Source organism: Streptomyces chartreusis (genome assembly GCF_008704715.1).
Lineage (GTDB): Bacteria > Actinomycetota > Actinomycetes > Streptomycetales > Streptomycetaceae > Streptomyces > Streptomyces chartreusis.
Window position 1 is genome coordinate 9110333 of sequence record NZ_CP023689.1, and the last position, 17806, is coordinate 9128138.

A 17806-nucleotide genomic window follows, 5' to 3' on the forward strand; every position below is an offset into this window, starting at 1 on the left:
GTCACGTCCGAGGGTGCGGGAACCTCTTCAGCGCCCGGGCGAGGCCCGCCGCGTCGGTGCCGATCTTGCGGTACACGCTGGACAGCAGCTGCCGTACGCCCTGTTCGGTGAGGCGCAACTCCTTCGCGATGACCGCCTCCTGGCGGCCCTGGACAGTGAGTTCGGCCGTCTGCCGTTCCTGCGCGGTGAGGGTGCCCGTCTGTGCGTAGCGCAGCGGCAGTGGTCGCAGCCCGGCTGCCGAGAGCTCCTGCCTGGCCCGGGTGGCGAGGGCCTCGGCACCGCAGTGAACGGCGCATTCCAGCCCCTGGTAGAGCCGATGGGCAGCCTCCTGCACCTGCCCGTCGCGGGACAGCGCGGCGCCGTGCCCCACCAGCGCGAGCGCCAACTCGTACGACGCGGGTGAGCGCTCCAGGTGTTCGACGGCCTCGGCGTGCAGTTCGAGTGCGGCGGGACCACCGGTCACCTCGGCCTCGACATGCAGCGCATGGCCGATCGCGGAGGCCGCGCCGAAGTCCCGCGCCCGCTTGACGGCGTCCCGGGCGTGGCGGACCGCCCGGTCGGGCGCGCTGTGGGCGAGAGCGGAGGCCAGGTCCAGCTGCCACGGGCACCAGGCCGGGTTGTGCCAGTGCCGTGACTCCAGCCAGTCCCCGACGGCGGACAGCAGCCGTGCCGCCTCGGGGTACCGCTCCTCGGCCAGGAGCAGCTCGGCGTACACCGTGCGGGGATCGGGGAAGATGACGGCGTTCGGGACCACATCGCCGTAGTGATAGGCGTCGGCGAGCCGACGGGCGTCGGCCGTCCGCCCCCGGGCCAGCAGAATCTGGATCATGATGCCGATGGCGAACCACTGGGCGGGTACCGCGCCTTCCACGCGCTCGGCGGTGCGCAGCCCGGCCCTGACGAGCTCCTCCGCCTCGGCGAGGCAGCCGCGACGGTAGCGGATATAGCCGGAGAGGGTCTGCCCCTGCGCCAGGTGGGAGCCGCGCCAGCCCTTGTGCTCGCACTCGGCCATACCGCTGCTGAACAGTTCTTCGGCGCGCCAGGGCTGGTCGCAGTACATGAAGAGAAGGGCGACCGCGACGGGCACCTCGAAGCCGCGGTTCTCGTCGGTCCAGCTCATTCCCCCGTGCAGTGCCTCCTCGGCATGATCGAGGGCGGTCTGCCGCGGTTCGCCGCGCACCAGGGCGTCCCACGCTCGCAGTCCGAGGATGTAGCGCTCCTCCAGGCCGCGGCGGGGCAGTTTGTCGGCCAGCCGTGTCAGTCGGCGCGAGCGGGCGGAGGAGTCGGGCTCGTCGGCGCGGAACGCACTCCATACGAAGTGGTCGGCCTGCATACGCAGTTTGATACGCGCGTTCGGGGCACGCCGCGCCTCGTCGGCGGCCACGGCCGCGGCTTCGGTCAGCCGGTCGGTGTGAGCCAGCGCCTGCGTCAGCCGGTAGACGATGGAGGCCCGCAGGTCGGGGTCGATGTCAGGCTGCGCCAGTGCCTCCTGGAGGTGGCAGACGGTGGCGGTGGGCTCGATCAGGAAGGTGGAACCGGCGAGCTCGTGCAGGAGCGCGGCGCGGTCCTCGGCCGGGGGTGGTTCCCGCAGCGCTCGGGTCAGCACGCGCCGGGCGGCCTCGGGTGCCCCGGCGCGGAGATACTCACGCGCGGCGGCGCGCAGGACGGAGACGGCTTCGGGCCGGCCGTCGCAGGGCACCTCCAGCAGATGCCGCGCGGCGGCCGTGGGGCCGAACCCGGCCGCCTGGGCGGCGTCGGCAGCCGCGTTGTGCATGCCGACCCGCAGGCCCGGGGGGATGTCGCGATAGATCGTCGTGGCGATCGACGGGTGGACGAATTCCATGCTGTGCCCGGGCCCGTCGCCGTCCGCGAGGATGCGGGAGTCGCGCAGCTTCCGGGCCGCCTCGGCGGCTTCCTCGCTGCCGACCACCGCGATACCGGCGGCGAGTTCGGCGGAGAAGGACCCGCCCAGTACGGCGCCGGCCCAGGCGAAGCGGACGGTGCTCGGGCCGAGCCGGTGGAGGCGCTCGATCAGTCCGGGGCCCTTGAGCGCCGCGGCGACGTCTCCGACCACATGCAGTTCGTCCTGCGTGCCCTTCAACTGCCGTTCGCGGAGCCTGATGGCCAACTCGACGGACTCGAACGGGCTGCCGCCGGTGACCGACCAGCATTCGTCGCAGAACTCGTCCTCGGCCTCCTCGCCCACTTCGTTCCTGACGATTCGCGCCACACCGGTCCTGCCGAGCGGGCACAGGGCGTGAGGGCGCTCCTCGTTGCGCTCGACGAGGGTGCGGAAAGAGGTCGCGTCGGGCGGGAGGTCGTCGGGGCGATAGGCGACGACCATCAGGAGCGGGAGGTCGGCGACCCGGGGCGCGAAGGAGGCCAGCCAGTCGAGGGATTCGGCATCGGCCCAGTGCAGGTCGTCCAGGAGCAGGACGAGCGGTGCGTTCCGCAGCGTCAGGCGCGTCATGACCCAGTCGAGGCCGTCACGCACCCCGGTCGGGTCCGGCATCCGGGCGGCGTCCGTCGCCTTGAGACCGAGCGCGGCGCTGACGATGTCGTACCAACTGCCCAGGAAATCCCGGCGCTCCGGTTCGCTCATGCCGGCCAGGGCGGGCTGCATGACCTGGCGTACGACACGGAACGCCAGACCCTGCTCCTTCTCGCCGCCCCTGCCCGACGCGACCGTGAATCCGAGCTCGGTGGCACGGGCCCGCGCCACCGAGAGAAGCGTCGTCTTGCCCAGCCCGGCCTCACCGGTGAAGGCGAGCAACCCGCCCCGCGGCACCCGGGCCACGCCGTCGACGGTGTCGTGCAGGCCCGACAACGCGGCATCGAGTGCCCGGAGTTCCTGGTCGCGTTCGAGTAGTGGCCGGTGCTTGGTCAGAGGTTGCCGCAGCCCATGGGCCATGTTCGACCGCTTCCTGTCGTTGCTCCCCACCGGACGGGGGCGAGAGTACGCCCTCACGGACGCCCCTTGACCGGGTTGAAACAGGAGGTCGGCAGGAAAGGGTGAATTCTCCTCGGAGTTGATGCGTTCAGGCTCTCATGGGATAAACTGACCCGTTTTCGCTCGGGCAGAGGCTCAGGGCACCGCGGATGCCGCCGTCGTGTCCGCGTACCTCGGCACGGTACGGGACCAGAAGTAGCATCCGCGGATCCAGCCGGCCATGCCCTCCACATAGCCGACCCCGGCCGGGCTCAACTCCGGCCTGATCTCGCCGTAGAGTTCCTCGAACTCGCTGATGGTGCTGTTGATCCGCCGGATGGCCAGCGTGATGGCCGTCGGCAGAGAACACCGGTGTGCGCGTTGATAGGCAAGGGCCAGATTGACCATGCCGCCCGTCCGCTGTTCCTTCACCGCGGAGAAGAGATCAGCGATCCATACGGCCGCGTCGGCCGACAGTCGTGCCAGGCGACGCATGGCCGGATGACGGATCTCCTCCGGTGCCAGCTCGAACGGCTGCTGGGCCTCGCACAGAGGGTGGAACGGCTCGACACCGGCGATGAGGGAACGTATGGACCGGCAAAGGCCGCTCTCCAAGGGGACGGAGTCGGTCTGGCTGACCGCTTCGTAGAGCAGACCGTGCACGTACTCCCGGCTGGTCCAGGCCCATCGTTCGGCCTGAGCGGGTGTGCACCGCTCCTGGACCTGTCGATGGAGGTCGGCCAGCGCGGCCCCGAGCAGGGTGTCCGGCGGTTGGCCGTCACGCAGTATCCCGACGCTCTCGCACAGCATGGGCAGCAGTCGGCCGGGCTCGTGCCGGCCGACGTCCTCGGCCCGGTCGTCGAAGACGAACTGGTAGGCGATCTGGTTGGCCATGATCTGGAGCAGTCCGGAATCCATGGTCGGGCTGTTGTAGGCGGCGAGTTCGGCGGGGCGCGTACGGGAGATCATGGCCGCAACTTCCGGTTCATCGGTGAGGCCCCATTTGCTGAGCCATTTCTCGACGCCGGTTGCCGCTCGGGACGCGTGGGGATTGCTCTGGAACGGGAAGGGCATGTAGAGGTTCGCGTCGATCAGCTCCCGCAGATTGGCCGCGGTAATTCTGGCCGGAGCGGCGAGCGTGATTTCCTCATGCGTCATGGACATCGTCGCCTCCTGCCGCTCGGGGTTCGTGGACTTCGGTGTTCGGCATTGCCCTCGATACGAGAGCTGCCTCGGGCGGTGGACCCGCCGGCCGTTGTGACCGCGGTTCGCAGACCATCACCAAATCCCTCGGCCCCAATGACGCCGCGGGGCGGAGCCGTTCGACGTGTCCGGGAAGATGGCGCAGACGCCAGTGGCGGGCGATGTACGCGATGGCCACCATGGCCTCAGTCAGTGCGAATGTCTCGCCGATGCATTTCCGGGTGCCCGCAGCGAATGGAATCATCGCACCGGGCGGGACGGCGGGAGCCTGATCCGGCAGCCAGCGGTCGGGGAGGAAGCGGTCGGGCTCGGGGAACGAGGCGGGGTCGTGGTGCAGGAGATACGGGCTGTACAGGACGGTTGCGCCCCGCGGGAGACGGTGTCCGGCGAGCACCGTCTCCTTGGTGGTGACCCGGGTGAAGAGCCAGCCCGGCGGACGGTGGCGAAGGGTCTCGGTGAGAACGCGCTGGGTGTGGACGAGCCGCGGCAGCTCGTCGGGACCGGGCGGCCGCCCGTCGGCGAGCACGGCGTCGACCTCGGAATGCAGGCGGCGTTCGTCCTCTGGATGGCGGGCCAGGAGGTCGAAGGCGGAGGTGAGGCACAGGGCGGTGCTCTCGGCTCCGGCGAACATCAGCGTGAACACCTGGCTGCGGACTTCCCGTTCGGTGATCGCCTTCGCCTCGTCCTTGCTGCGCGCGGCCGTCAGCAGCACTCCCAGCAGGTCGTCCCGGTCGGTTCCGGGCCCACCCCGTCGGCGCTCGGCGACGGCCGCGTCGACGATGGCGCTCAGACGGCTGGAAGCGTGCCGGAAACGCCGGTTCGCGGGCGTGGGGACCCGGAACAGGGCATCGACCGGCACCACCGTCCGCAGGAACAGGCCGCGCACGATGGTGACGAGGCACCTGTGCATCTCGGCGGCCGTCGCGGCGTCCAGCGAGTCGGAGAACAGGAGGCGGTTGATCACCCGTGCCGACAGCGTCAGCAGGGTCGCGCTGACGTCGACCTCCTGCCCCGCCCGCCACTCGCGGCACATCGACTCCGCTTCCTCGCCCATCAGCCCCGTCTGGTCGGCGACACGGGTCTTGCGGAAGCCGGGTTGCAGCAGCCTGCGCTGCCGCCGATGGGCCTGATGACGGCAAGTGCCGACGCCGTCGCCCAAGAGCGTCCGCAGCCTGTCGTAGAGCGGGCCGCCCTTGTCGAAAGTGCGCGCGTCCATGAGGACCTGGTGGACCAGCTCCGGGTGGCAGACCACCCAGGCGCGCACGGGACCAAGGCGCACCTCGACCAGATCCCCGTGCGCGGGTAAGGAATTCAGAAAATCCAGCGGCCGCCGAAACAAAGCGATACCGTGGGATGCGGTGGGGAATATGCCTGGCGCAACCCCCACCCTCCAGGCGTGTCCTGCTTCAGGCACGACGTGACTCATTGCAAGCCCCCTGTCTCAATTGCCACGTGAAAGTCGGTGAACGTTCCACCGTGTTGGCGCCTGAGACATGTCCTGCCCAGTTCAATCGGCCATCGCTTTCGCGAATCCTTTCTGCAGGGGGGCGCACAGAAGCACAGCGAAGCAAAGAAACAATTCGCCTGGGTCACTCTTGTGGAGCCGAAATGCGGTCCCGCCCGTGGGAAGGGGCGGGACCGCATCCCTGTTACCTGCCTTCGCGCACCGACACCACCCTCAACTCGGGTGACGCCAGGATGTCCTTCTCGCAGAACCGTGCGGTCACCCACTTCTCACCGGAGAACAACCGCGTCTGGTCGCTGAAGTGGGGCGAGTTCGGGTTCGAGGACTGCGAGTACGTCAGCAGCGTGCGGGCCACCGGGCAGCGGCTGCCGTCCCAGCCCACCGCCTGGATGTGGCTGGAGCCGGTCGTCACCTCCGTGTAGCCGCCCTGTGCCTGGTCCCACACCGGCTCGATCTTGTTCCACACGCCCATCCCCTCCGTGCCGCCGGGCACCGGGATGCGCTGACCGTTCCGTACGACGACCTGGTGCTCGCCGAGACGGGAGTCGAGCGCGATGCCCGCCGCGCGGAGCTCGGCGACCGCGTCCGCGAGGGCCGTGGCGAAGCCGGGCGCACCGGTGTTGAGCGTGTTCGGCGTACGCACCGGGTCCGCCGCGGAGAACGGCACCTTCCACCGCTGGGCGGCCGGCACCTTCGCGGACAGCTTCCGCCAGAAGCGGTCGAAGAGCAGGGCGCCCCGGCTGCCGGTGTCCATGGTGCGATCCCAGTGCGCGAGCACCGCACAGGCCGCGGAGACGTCAACCGCCTTGCCGTCACTGCCCGTCGCCGTGCCACCAGGGAGTGCCGCGCACGCCCTCGCGGTGTCCGCAACGGCCAGGTCGGCTGCCGGAACCCGGTTCCTGAACTCCTGGCGCTCCAGGTCCCGGACGGTCAGACCGCCCCGCTCCGCCATCGCCGCCACGTCCTCGATCGCACCGCGGGTGCGCAGGGAACGCTGGGTGCCGATGTTGCCGTAGATCCGCTCGTAACCGGTGAGCGGCCGGTCGGCGTTGGCGAGCCACGCACTGTCGTTGGAGTTCTCCGCGTACGGCGCGTCCTTGAGCGTCGGCATGCGCGACGGCCCGAACGTCCCGCGCTGCACGGCGTCCGGATCGCTGCCGAGCGCACAGTCGCCGCGGGAGCCGTCGAGGACCGCCACGCCCGCCGCCGGGTAGGTGACCTTGCCCAGACCCGTGGAGCACCGTGCCGCCAGGTCGTCGGTGATCCGGGGCAGCACCTGCGACTGCGTGTACAGGGAGTGCCCCGAGGAGTCCGCGGCGATCGTGTTCACCCACGGCAGGCCCTGATGCCGGGCGAGCGACGCCAGGACATCGGCCGTGCCGCGCGCCTTGCTGAAGCCCAGCGACGTGTCGCCGAACCGCATGTTGGCCGCGTTGGGGTCGTTCAACGCGTACGCCGTGGTCGTCGTCCAGGACAGCGGGAGGTCGCCCCCTTCGGAAGCCACGACGGGGCCGTACCGGGTCCACCACTGGGTGCGGGTCACCGGTGCCGCGCCCTTGACCGCGACGGTGACGGTCCGCTTCTTCATCCGCTCCCGCTTGCCGTCCACCAGGTACACGGTCGGGTCGGCCGGATCGAGTGTCAGCTGGTGCAGGCTGAACGGAACACCGGTCGACACGGTGTGGCTCCACGCCACACGGGAGTTGTAACCGATGGCGATGGTCGGCGACCCGAGCAGAGCCGCACCAGCGACGTCCAGCTCGCCGGGGATCGTCTGCTGCGCCTGCCAGAAGCGGCGCCCGCCGTGCCATGGGTAGTGCGGGTTGCCCAGGAGCAGACCGCGGCCGTTCGCCGTGGTGTCACCCTGGAACGCAACCGCGTTGGACCCCATGTTCGCGTCGGCGGTCCGCTCGCGCACGGCTCCGATCAGCGCCTGGGCGTCCGGTGCGGCCCCGCCGCTGCCGGCGGCGGACCCGCTGGGCGGCGCGGCGGCGGTGATGTCGTCCACGGAGCCGCCCTGACCGCCGAGCACGGCGATCGCGTAGAAACGTGCGGCCACGTCCTGTGTGGTGATCGGCCGCACCCATGTGGCGCCCCTACATGTGGGGTCGGTGATCCGCTTCTGCTCGAGCCATGTGTTGTACCCGGCCGCGAAGCCCCGCATCAGGTCCTTGACCTGACGGCTGGGCCCGCGCGGCGCCGGTTCGGCGAGCAGCTTCTCCACCGTGCCCGTCTGGCGTACGCCCCGGAAGTACAGGTCGCTGGAGAGGTTGCTGGTCGCCGACGAGAGCGCGGAGTCGGCCGCCGCGTCCGCTCCGAAGAAGCGCGAACGCTCGCCGCGCACGGTCACGAAGCCGTCGGCGAGCGTGCACACCTGGTCGGCGGCCTGCGCCCAGCCGGTGCCGAAGCCGAGCGACTTGTAGTCCCTGCCGACGATGTGCGGAATGCCGTATTCGGTGTAGCGGATCACGGCGGACATGCCGCCGTGCGAGGGATGTTCCTGACGACCGTGCCGTTCGGCCGCGGCGGCCGGCAGCGCCGCCGAGGCCATGAGCAGGGCTGCTGCCCCGGCGGCCAGTCGTCTCACGCGGGTGGTGCGCATCGTGCCTCCCAACGTCATTGAGGGAAGGAGCGGTTGAGCGTACCCACTGGTCTGTCCAATGTGCCCCCGGGGTGCTTGACCCGCCCCGGTGACGGACCGAGGATCATGAGTCATGACGCAGGGACAGGGCAGCACGGTTGACGGGGTGCTGCGGCGCAGCGCGCGGCGGACCCCGGCACGGACCGCGGTGGAGTACGCCGACCGCACATGGACGTACGAGGAACTCGACGAGGCGGTCTCCCGCGCGGCGAGCGTCCTGCTCGACCAGGGACTCGCTCCCGGCGACCGGGTGGGCGCCTACGGCCACAACTCGGACGCCTATCTGATCGCGTTCCTCGCCTGCGCCCGCGCGGGCCTCGTCCACGTCCCGGTCAACCAGAACCTGACCGGCGACGACCTCGCCTACATCGTCGGCCAGTCCGGCAGCTCCCTGGTCCTCGCCGACCCCGGCCTCGCCGGCCGCCTGCCCGGGGACGTCCGTACGCTGCCGCTGCGCGACGCCGACGACTCGCTCCTCGCGCGCCTCGAGTCGGCTCCCGCCCACGACGGCCCCGAGCCCCGCGCCGAGGACCTGGTCCAGCTCCTCTACACGTCCGGTACGACCGCCCTCCCGAAGGGCGCGATGATGACGCACCGCGCCCTGGTCCACGAGTACCTGAGCGCCATCACCGCCCTCGACCTCAGCGCGGGCGACCGCCCCGTGCACTCCCTGCCGCTCTACCACTCGGCGCAGATGCATGTGTTCCTGCTGCCGTACCTCGCGGTCGGCGCGACGAACGTCATCCTCGACGCGCCCGACGGCGACCGGCTCTTCGACCTCATCGAAGCCGGCCGCGCGGACAGCCTGTTCGCCCCGCCCACGGTGTGGATCGCCCTCGCCAACCGCCCCGACTTCGCCGAACGCGACCTCGGCGGCCTGCGCAAGGCGTACTACGGCGCGTCGATCATGCCCGTGCCCGTCCTGGAACGCCTGCGCGAACGGCTCCCGAAGCTCGGCTTCTACAACTGCTTCGGGCAGAGCGAGATCGGCCCCCTCGCCACCGTCCTCGCCCCCGACGAGCACAAGGGCCGCATGGACTCCTGCGGGCGGTCCGTGCTGTTCGTCGACGCGCGCGTGGTCGACGAGGACGGCAAGGACGTCCCCGACGGCACAACCGGAGAGATCGTCTACCGCTCCCCGCAGCTGTGCGAGGGCTACTGGGACAAGCCGGAGGAGACCGCCGAGGCGTTCCGCGACGGATGGTTCCGCTCCGGCGACCTCGCGGTGCGGGACGCGCACGGCTACTTCACCATCGTCGACCGGGTGAAGGACGTCATCAACTCCGGTGGCGTACTGGTCGCCACACGACAGGTCGAGGACGCCCTGTACACCCACGAGGGCGTCGCCGAGGTCGCCGTGATCGGCCTGCCCGACGAGCGGTGGATCGAGGCCGTCACGGCGGTCGTCGTGCCGCGCGGGGAGGTGAGCGAGGCCGCACTCATCGACCACGCGCGCGAGAAGCTCGCCCACTTCAAGGCGCCGAAGCGGGTGGTGTTCGTGGACGAGTTGCCGCGCAACGCGAGCGGGAAGATCCTCAAGCGGGAGCTGCGGGACCGGTTCGCCGGCGAATAGGCGAGTGGACAAGTGCGCGAGTCGGCGGGCAAACGGCTAGCGGGGCCGGAGATCCACGATCCGCCGGATCTTGCCCACCGACCGCTCCAGCGACTCGGGTTCGACGATCTCCACGGTGACCGACACCCCGATGCCGTCCTTCACGGCCGCTGCGATGGACCGCGCGGCGGCGTCCCGGGTCTCCGGGGACGCGTCGGGGCGGGCCTCCGCCCGCACGGTGAGGGCGTCGAGACGGCCCTCCCGGGTGAGCCGCAGCTGGAAGTGGGGCGCCACGCCCGGCGTGCGGAGCACGATCTCCTCGACCTGGGTGGGGAAGAGATTCACGCCGCGCAGGATGACCATGTCGTCACTGCGCCCGGTGATCTTCTCCATCCGCCGGAACACCCGCGCGGTCCCAGGCAGCAGCCGCGTCAGGTCCCGAGTGCGGTACCGGATGATCGGCATGGCCTCCTTGGTGAGCGAGGTGAACACCAGCTCGCCCTCCTCACCGTCCGGCAGCACCTCACCGGTGATCGGATCCACGATCTCCGGGAAGAAGTGGTCCTCCCACACATGGAGCCCGTCCTTGGTCTCCACACACTCCTGCGCCACACCGGGACCGATCACCTCGGACAGCCCGTATATGTCGACGGCGTCGATCGCGAACCGCTCCTCGATCTCGCGGCGCATCTGCTCGGTCCAGGGCTCGGCACCGAAGATGCCCACGCGAAGCGACGTGCCGCGCGGATCGACGCCCTGGCGCTCGAACTCGTCGAGCAGGGTGAGCATGTACGACGGCGTCACCATGATGATCTCGGGTCGCAGGTCCTGGATCAGCTGGACCTGGCGTGCCGTCATGCCGCCGGACGCGGGGATGACCGTACAGCCAAGACGTTCGGCACCGTAGTGTGCGCCGAGACCACCGGTGAAGAGGCCATAGCCGTACGCCACATGCACCTTGTCCCCGGGACGTCCGCCCGCGGCCCTGATGGAGCGGGCCACCATGTCGGACCACAGGGAAAGGTCGCCATCGGTGTAGCCGACGACCGTGGGGCGGCCGGTGGTGCCGCTGGAGGCATGGAGGCGGCGGATACGGTCCTGGGGCACGGCGAACATCCCGTACGGGTAGTTCTCGCGCAGGTCGGCCTTGACCGTGAAGGGGAAGCGGGCCAGGTCTGCGAGCGAGCGGCAGTCCTCGGGCCGTACGCCGGCCTTGTCGAAGGACTCCCGGTAGAAGGGCACGTTGTCGTAGGCGTGCCGCAGCGACTTCCGCAACCGCTCCAGCTGCAACGCGCGCAGCGCCTCCGGGTCGAGCCGTTCGCCCGAGTCCAGCAGTTCCGTCGCGTCCGCCATGAGGAGCTCTCCCTCGCCAACCGCATCAATCCGGACGACCGATCATTCGGTCTGCGTGCTCAGGATCAGTAATTCAGGCGATGAATGATCAGGCAAGGGGGCGGGGCGCACTTTCTGCACCCGGGCCTGCGGGGTGTGGAACGTGCGGCTTGTGGAACCCCATTGCATCGCCCGGCCGCCGCCGACCAAGATCGACGGTATGCCGACCTTCCATGTCGCCGACGGGACCGAGATCGCCTACCACCTGCGAGGCGAGGGCGAACCGCTCGTCGTCCTGCCCGGCGGGCCCATGCGGGCCTCCGCCTACCTGGGCGACCTGGGTGGACTCTCCGCACACCGGCAGCTCGTGCTGCTCGACCTGCGTGGCACCGGGGACTCGGCGGTGCCGGCGGATCCGGCCACGTATCGCTGCGACCGCCTGGTGGACGACGTGGAGATGTTGCGCCACCACATGGGGCTGGCCCACATGGATGTGCTCGGGCACTCGGCGGGCGGAAGTCTGGCCATGCTGTACGCCGCCCGGTATCCGGAGCGAGTGGCGAAGCTCACGCTCGTCACCGCGATTCCGTGGGCGCTGGGGATGCCGGTCGCGGCGGAGGAGCGGCTGGCCGCTGCCAGGCTTAGGGGGGATGAATCGTGGTTTATGTATGCATTACCGGCATTTGAGGAATGGCTCGCCGGGTCGGTCGACTTCGACCCCGTGATCGCACCCTTCTTCTACGGGCGATGGGACGAAGCGGCGCAGGAACACGACGCACGCGCCGAGTACGAGTTCAACGACGAGGCTGCCGGTATCTACGGCTCCGACGGCGCCTACGACCCAGCCGCGACCCGCTCCGAACTCGCCCGGTTCGCCGCCCCGGTGCTCGTGCTCGCCGGTGAACTCGACGGAGGGCCATGCCCCGCGCTCGCCCGTCGTGCCGCCGAGGTCTTCCCGAACGGCGAGTTCGCCGTGCAGCCGGGTGCCGGGCACTATCCGTGGCTCGATGACGCGGACTGGTTCGTGCGGCGGGTCGCCGCGTTCCTCGGCGGGAGCGGGCGAAGGACGGGCTGAGTTCGGCTTTGGTGCCCCATGGTCGTTAAAGTTTCGTCAAAGACTGCTGGAAGAGACACCTGACTGAGGGGGGACCGCTATGGGTGCTCCGCGCCTGAGCAGTACGCCATTGCCCGGCATCGGAGTCCGCTACGACCTCACCACACGTGAACAGCGCCGCTTGTCCGTGGTCGCCCACCGGGACGGATCGCGGACGCTGAGCGCGTACAGAAAGGATGATCCGGACGCGTGCGCGTTGTCGGTGCGGCTCAGCTCCGCCGAAGCGACCACGCTGATCGACGCGTTGATGCCCGCGCACCACAGCCCCAACCTGCTGTCCACCACCGAGCTGGGCCTCGTCGCCGAGCGAGTCGAGCTGTCCGCCACCTCGCACTGGAACGGCCGCCTGCTCGGCGACACCCGGATGCGCACCGAGACGGGCGTGTCCATCGTCGCCGTGCTGCGCCGCGCCGAGGCCATCCCCTCGCCGACGCCGGACTTCAGGCTGGCGGGTGGTGACACGCTGATTGTGATCGGGACCCGTGAGGGTGTGGATGCGGCCGCCGAGATACTCGGGCGGGAGTGAGCCGCGATGCACTCCTCCGCGGTTTTCCTCATAGAGTTCGGCGCGATCATCCTCGGCCTGGGCCTGCTCGGCCGGTTCGCCGGACGGTTCCAGTTCTCACCGATACCCCTCTACCTCCTGGCCGGACTCGCCTTCGGCGAGGGCGGGCTGCTTCCGCTGGGCGCCAGCGAGGAGTTCGTCGCCATCGGTGCCGAGATCGGCGTGATCCTGCTGTTGCTGATGCTCGGCCTCGAGTACACGGCCAGCGACCTCGTCTCCAATCTCAAGACGCAGTACCCGGCCGGACTCGTCGACGCGGCGCTCAACGCGGTGCCGGGCGCGGTCATGGCACTGCTGCTCGGCTGGGGCCCGGTGGCCGCGGTCGTACTGGCCGGCGTCACCTGGATCTCGTCCTCCGGTGTCATCGCGAAGGTCCTCGGCGACCTCGGGCGGCTCGGCAATCGAGAGACACCGGTCATCCTGAGCATCCTGGTCCTCGAGGATCTCTCCATGGCGGTCTATCTGCCGATCGTGACCGCCCTCCTGGCGGGCGCCGGTCTCGCGGCGGGCAGCGCCACCCTCGCCATCGCGCTCGGCGTCGCCGGGCTCGTGCTGCTGCTGGCGGTGCGCTACGGCCGGCACATCTCGCGCTTCGTCTCCAGCGACGACCCCGAGAAGCTGCTCTTGGTCGTGCTCGGCCTCACTCTGGTCGTGGCCGGACTCGCCCAGCAGCTCCAGGTGTCGGCGGCCGTCGGCGCGTTCCTCGTCGGCATCGCGCTGTCCGGGGAGGTGGCGGAAGGCGCGCACAACCTGCTGGCACCCCTGCGGGATCTGTTCGCCGCGGTGTTCTTCGTCTTCTTCGGCCTGCACACGGACCCGGCGAGCATTCCGCCGGTGCTGCTGCCCGCGCTCGCGCTGGCCGTCGTCACCGCGTGCACGAAGATCGCCACCGGATACTGGGCGGCCAAGCGCGCCGGAGTCTCGGTCAAGGGCCGCTGGCGGGCGGGTGGAACCCTGGTGGCGCGCGGTGAGTTCTCCATCGTCATCGCGGGACTTGCCGTCACCGCCGGCATCGAGCCTTCGCTCGGCCCGCTGGCCACCGCCTACGTCCTGATCCTGGTGATCGTGGGCCCGCTCACCGCCCGCTACACCGAACCGCTGGCGACCCGCGTCACACGGTGGCGCGCAGGCCGGGCAGCGGCGGCGGTTCCGGCCGCCCCCGAGGGCGGCGAATCCCCGGCCGAGTCGGCGACGGACGCGGCCGCGGACCCGGCGTACGACGCGGTCGACGGCAGGGACGTGCTCGGCCGGTCCTGAGCGAATCCGCCCACGTCGATCACGTCGGCAGGGAACCAAGGGAGCCGGGCGAGTCCGCCCGGTTTCCCCGTCACGGCCGGGAGGCGCTGTACTCCCGGCCGTGTGGTCGTCCGCTACTCGACCTCGCGCATCATCTTCTCCATGGAGCCGACCGAGAGCCGGGTCCGGGTGAGCTCGTCCAGGGTCTGCCGCTGTTCTTCGGCGGTGCGGCGCTGCAACACCACCGTGTCCTCAAGGAGCAGCGCGTACTTCGTCGCCAGTTCCTTGTACTGCTCCTCGCGGGCGGCCAGCATCCGGGCCCGCCAGGTGGCGGCGCCCTGCCAGACGATCACGATGAGCAGGCTGAAAAATCCGGCCGCGCCCACGGCGCCGACCAGGACGCCCAGTTCGTCGGCTCCGGCGGCCAGCGTCACCACTTCCTCGTTCACTTCGCTTCCTCTTTCGCGGTCCGGTCAGCGTCGGTCGCGGTGATCGTCGCGGCCGCCCGGGCTATGACGTGGGGCGTCAACTCGAAGAAGAAGGGGGTGACGTCGAAGTACTTCATCGCCTTGCCGTCCTCCGAGAGCTCGAGCGTGCCGACGACGAGTCCGGCGGCCTCCAGGCGCTGAAGATGCATGTGCAGCAGCGGGCGGCCCATGCCGATCTCACGAGCCAGCGCGCTGACGTAGTTACGGCTCTCCATGAGCGCCGCGACGATCCGCATGCGGTGCGGATTGCCGAGCGCGGAGAGCACTTTCAGCAACTCGTCGCCCGTCGGTGCCGGAGGCGGGACCTCGGGCATCGCGGCCCCTTTCCGTCGTACCTGTCAGAAAACGCTGACAGTCGCTCCGAGGACCTGTCAAAGATTCCTGACACATATCAGGGCTGAATCAGGGGGAGGTCCGGGAGAGGTCAGGGGGAGGCCCGGGAAAACTCAGGGGCAGTTCGGGGATGGCCCAGGGGGGTGGCTCACGGAGGTGGCTCACGGGGTGGCCGGCTCGGGGGACGGCCCAAGGGGTGGCCGGCTCGGGGAGTGGTCCAAGGGGCGGCTCAGGCGCGGCAGTCGCAGTCGCACAGACCGGCGACCGGCCTGTCACCCCGAGCGATGATCAGCGATGGCGTCGACGCCTGACCACCACGTATCCGGCGGCCAGCGCCAGCGCGCCGACGGCGAGGCCGGCGCCGAGCACCAGCTCGAAGTCCGCGGGCCCGGTGGCACCGCCCAGTCCGCCCCGGACACCCTGCGTGGGGCGCGGCGAGCTCGTCGGGGGCGGTGTGAAGGTGGGAAGCGGCGTGATCGTGGGAAGCGGTGAATCGATCCTGCTGCGGCGCGGCAGGACCTCGCAGGCGATGCCGTCGTGCGCGCCCTGGTCCTCGTCCAGATGATTGGGGTCGCGAGGGTCGCGGTTGAACTCCGCCTGCGCGTCCTCCTGGAAGACGAAGTCGCGGCAGTTCAGGTCGCCCCGGGCATGAGCCAGGTGGGACGCCGGGCCGGTGACGGCGAGAACGGTGATCGCGGTCGTGCATATCGCGTGGGCGCGTCGCTTCACGTGCGTTGCCTCTCGGTCCTGCGGTCTCGACGACTGCCGATCGACAACCGTCAAGGCGACCGTAGGTACGCCACCGGCCCACGAGCGCGCGGTGCTAGGCCGTTCGAGCTCCTCCCGGGGTTCCTCGAACGGCCCAGCCGGCCGCCGCTCAGTCCCCTCGGGGCCCGTACGCGGTCATGAAGCGGTCCCGGAAGCGGTCCATGCCCCAGGTGGGGGCGTTCTCGGCGGGCTTCAGGCCGTCCGTCCAGTTCCAGTCGGCGATCTTGTCGAGGACCTTCGGGTCGCGGGCGACGATCGTGACGGGAACGTCCTTGCTGGTGCTGCCGGCGGTGACGGTGGGGACGGGCTGGTGGTCGCCGAGGAAGACGAGGACCGTGTCGTCGGTGCCGTACCGCTCGACCCACTCGGTGAGGCTGTGCAGCGAGTACTCGATGGCGTGACGGTACTCGGTGCGGACGCGCTCGGGGTCCTTCCAGACCTCCTTGGGGTCGGTGCCCTCCTTCTTGATCTGGTTGAAGACCGAGCCGTCGCCGAGTCGGTCCCAGTCGGTCATGCGGGCGATGGGGGACCAGGGGTTGTGGCTGGAGGCCAGGATGATCTCCGCCATGATCGGGTCGCGGTTCTTCTTGCCGTGCTCCAGACGCTGGAACGCCTCCAGGCTGAACTGGTCGGGCACGGGGGTCCAGCTGAAGTACGGGCCGTTGTAGCCCAGGTGCTCGGAGTCGTAGATGTGGTCGAGCGCGAAGAACTTGCCCTCCGGCCAGGCCCGCCGCACGCCCGGCACGATGCCGACCGTCCGCCATGCGCCGGTCTTCCTGAAGTAGCTGCCCAGCGTCGCCCGGTCGCTGGTGGTCAGGCTGCGGTACCGCTGCTGGTTCTTGATCCAGAGGCCGGACAGGAACGTGGAGTGCGCGAGCCAGCTGCCCGCTCCCGTCACGGGCGACTTCAGCCACGCGCTGCGCGACTGGAACCCGGCCGCCTTGAGGGAGTTCGTCCCCTCCTTCAGCACCGAGTCGATCTGCGGCGCCATCGCCGGATCGTCGATCGCGACGCGGCCGTAGCTCTCGATGAACGTGAACAGCACGTCCTTGCCGCGCAGCCCCGTCAGCAGCTGGTCCGGCGGCGTCTTCGCGAACGCGTCGACGGCGGCCTGCTTCTCGAAGACCCGCCCGTCCTTGAGGCCCGCCTGGACCTGCTCGATCCGGTTGTTCACGAAGTCGGCGTTGCCCTTGGTGGCCAGCGGGACCCCGGCGATCTGGATGCCCAGGGTCATGCAGGTGATCCACGCGGTGCCGAGGATCAGCGTCGTGCGCGTGGCGACGGCCCGATGGCCGACCATCAGGTTCGTCACCCGCACCGTCGCGAGCGTCATCAGGACGAGCACCGCGACGATCAGGACGATCACCCCGACCACCGCGAGCACCTGCCCGGTACGGCCGAAGGACTCCCGGACGAATTCGGCGGCGTCGTCCAGCAGGATCCAGTCCAGGACCAGGTCGAAGGGGCGGGCCAGCACCGAGTAGAAGCCCATGTCCACGAACTTCAGGACGGTGAGCAGACCCAGGAGCGCGCCCGCGGCCACCGACATCAGCCGCCGTGACCGCGGCGGCACCGCCAGCAGCAGGCCCGCGAGCAGGATCCCTTCGGCGGGCAGCCGGAAGAACGCCTCGGGGCCGAGCCGTTCGAGTCGGTTCGGCACGAGGAGCGCGAAGAGCACGAGCACGCCGGCCAGGACGGTCGTGCCTATGGTCACGCCGCGTGCGGTACGGGGGTAGCGGCGCCGCCAGCCGAACCAGCCCGGGGGAGGGGAGTCGGAGCGCTCCGCAGGGTCGGCCGTTTCCTCGGTGCTGTCGGCCTTCTCGGCCGCCTCGGCGCCCTCATCCCGCTCGGCGGCGGCCTCAGCCGAATCGGCATCTTCACCCGAAGCCGTCTCGGTACCCTCACTCGAAGCCGTCTCGGCACTCTCATCCGAAGCCGTCTCGGCACCTTCGCCCGAAGCCGTTCCGGCCTCTTCCGTTGCTTCGGACGCCTCCCCGGCCACCCCCGTCCCGCCCGTATCGTCCTCCGAGTCCGCGCCGCCCTCAGCGGTGTCGTGCGGCTGACGGGAGCGAGTGAAGAGCGACACTCGGCGGTCCTTCCGTGCGGTCTTGCGATGGCATGGCAAACACCGGTCGATGACCGAGCCTGCCACCATCAGTACGTCCGCACGTCACCTTAGG

Annotated in this window: 13 protein-coding genes; 4 read left to right on the forward strand and 9 right to left on the reverse strand. The window is 70.1% G+C overall.

What is annotated here, in order from left to right; genetic code table 11:
• Position 1: 1 nt before the first annotated feature.
• From CP983_RS40455 to CP983_RS40470, 4 genes are all read right to left on the reverse strand, one after another.
• Positions 2-2911 carry an ATP-binding protein gene (locus CP983_RS40455; RefSeq protein ID WP_150505351.1) on the reverse strand — a complete coding sequence of 970 codons (2910 nt, stop codon included), beginning with the start codon at positions 2909-2911 and terminating at the stop codon, positions 2-4.
• Between the two features lie 174 nt (positions 2912-3085).
• The gene (locus tag CP983_RS40460) at positions 3086-4087 is read right to left on the reverse strand and encodes a (-)-alpha-amorphene synthase (protein WP_229915082.1); all 1002 of its coding nucleotides are present in this window, start codon (positions 4085-4087) and stop codon (positions 3086-3088) included.
• A complete protein-coding gene (locus tag CP983_RS40465; protein WP_125526908.1) occupies positions 4077-5558 on the reverse strand; it encodes a cytochrome P450 in 1482 nt (493 codons plus the stop codon). The genes CP983_RS40460 and CP983_RS40465 overlap by 11 nt, the downstream gene beginning before the upstream one ends.
• A gap of 223 nt (positions 5559-5781) precedes the next feature.
• A complete protein-coding gene (locus CP983_RS40470) occupies positions 5782-8199 on the reverse strand; it encodes a penicillin acylase family protein (protein ID WP_150505355.1) in 2418 nt (805 codons plus the stop codon).
• Positions 8200-8311: 112 nt separating this feature from the next.
• Between CP983_RS40470 and CP983_RS40475 the strand changes: the two genes are divergently transcribed.
• Positions 8312-9811 (forward strand): acyl-CoA synthetase, encoded by a 1500-nt coding sequence (locus tag CP983_RS40475; RefSeq protein ID WP_150505357.1) that lies wholly within the window; start codon positions 8312-8314, stop codon positions 9809-9811.
• A 36-nt stretch (positions 9812-9847) separates the two neighbouring features.
• Here CP983_RS40475 and paaK read toward each other — a convergent pair whose 3' ends face one another.
• Positions 9848-11143: a phenylacetate--CoA ligase PaaK gene (gene paaK, locus CP983_RS40480; RefSeq protein ID WP_125526911.1), complete on the reverse strand. Its 1296-nt coding sequence runs from the start codon at positions 11141-11143 to the stop codon at positions 9848-9850.
• Between the two features lie 199 nt (positions 11144-11342).
• Here paaK and CP983_RS40485 point away from each other — a divergent pair, with 199 nt between their 5' ends.
• The 3 genes from CP983_RS40485 (at position 11343) to CP983_RS40495 (ending at position 14058) form a co-directional block, all read left to right on the forward strand.
• Positions 11343-12197, forward strand: a complete 855-nt coding sequence (locus tag CP983_RS40485; protein ID WP_150505359.1) for an alpha/beta fold hydrolase — start codon at positions 11343-11345, stop codon at positions 12195-12197.
• A gap of 79 nt (positions 12198-12276) precedes the next feature.
• Positions 12277-12762, forward strand: a complete 486-nt coding sequence (locus CP983_RS40490; RefSeq protein ID WP_107909903.1) for a cation:proton antiporter regulatory subunit — start codon at positions 12277-12279, stop codon at positions 12760-12762.
• 6 nt (positions 12763-12768) lie between these two features.
• Positions 12769-14058 (forward strand): cation:proton antiporter, encoded by a 1290-nt coding sequence (locus CP983_RS40495; protein WP_150505361.1) that lies wholly within the window; start codon positions 12769-12771, stop codon positions 14056-14058.
• A 113-nt stretch (positions 14059-14171) separates the two neighbouring features.
• Here the strand turns inward: CP983_RS40495 and CP983_RS40500 are convergent, their stop codons facing one another.
• From CP983_RS40500 to CP983_RS40515, 4 genes are all read right to left on the reverse strand, one after another.
• Complete coding sequence (locus CP983_RS40500) at positions 14172-14486, reverse strand: hypothetical protein (RefSeq protein WP_163017221.1); 315 nt, start codon at positions 14484-14486, stop codon at positions 14172-14174.
• The gene (locus CP983_RS40505) at positions 14483-14839 is read right to left on the reverse strand and encodes an ArsR/SmtB family transcription factor (protein WP_107909899.1); all 357 of its coding nucleotides are present in this window, start codon (positions 14837-14839) and stop codon (positions 14483-14485) included. Before CP983_RS40505 ends, CP983_RS40500 begins: the two co-directional genes overlap by 4 nt.
• 307 nt (positions 14840-15146) lie before the next feature.
• Positions 15147-15587, reverse strand: a complete 441-nt coding sequence (locus tag CP983_RS40510) for a hypothetical protein (RefSeq protein WP_150505363.1) — start codon at positions 15585-15587, stop codon at positions 15147-15149.
• Between the two features lie 148 nt (positions 15588-15735).
• Positions 15736-17781 carry a sulfatase gene (locus CP983_RS40515; protein WP_373309903.1) on the reverse strand — a complete coding sequence of 682 codons (2046 nt, stop codon included), beginning with the start codon at positions 17779-17781 and terminating at the stop codon, positions 15736-15738.
• Between the last annotated feature and the right edge of the window lie 25 nt (positions 17782-17806).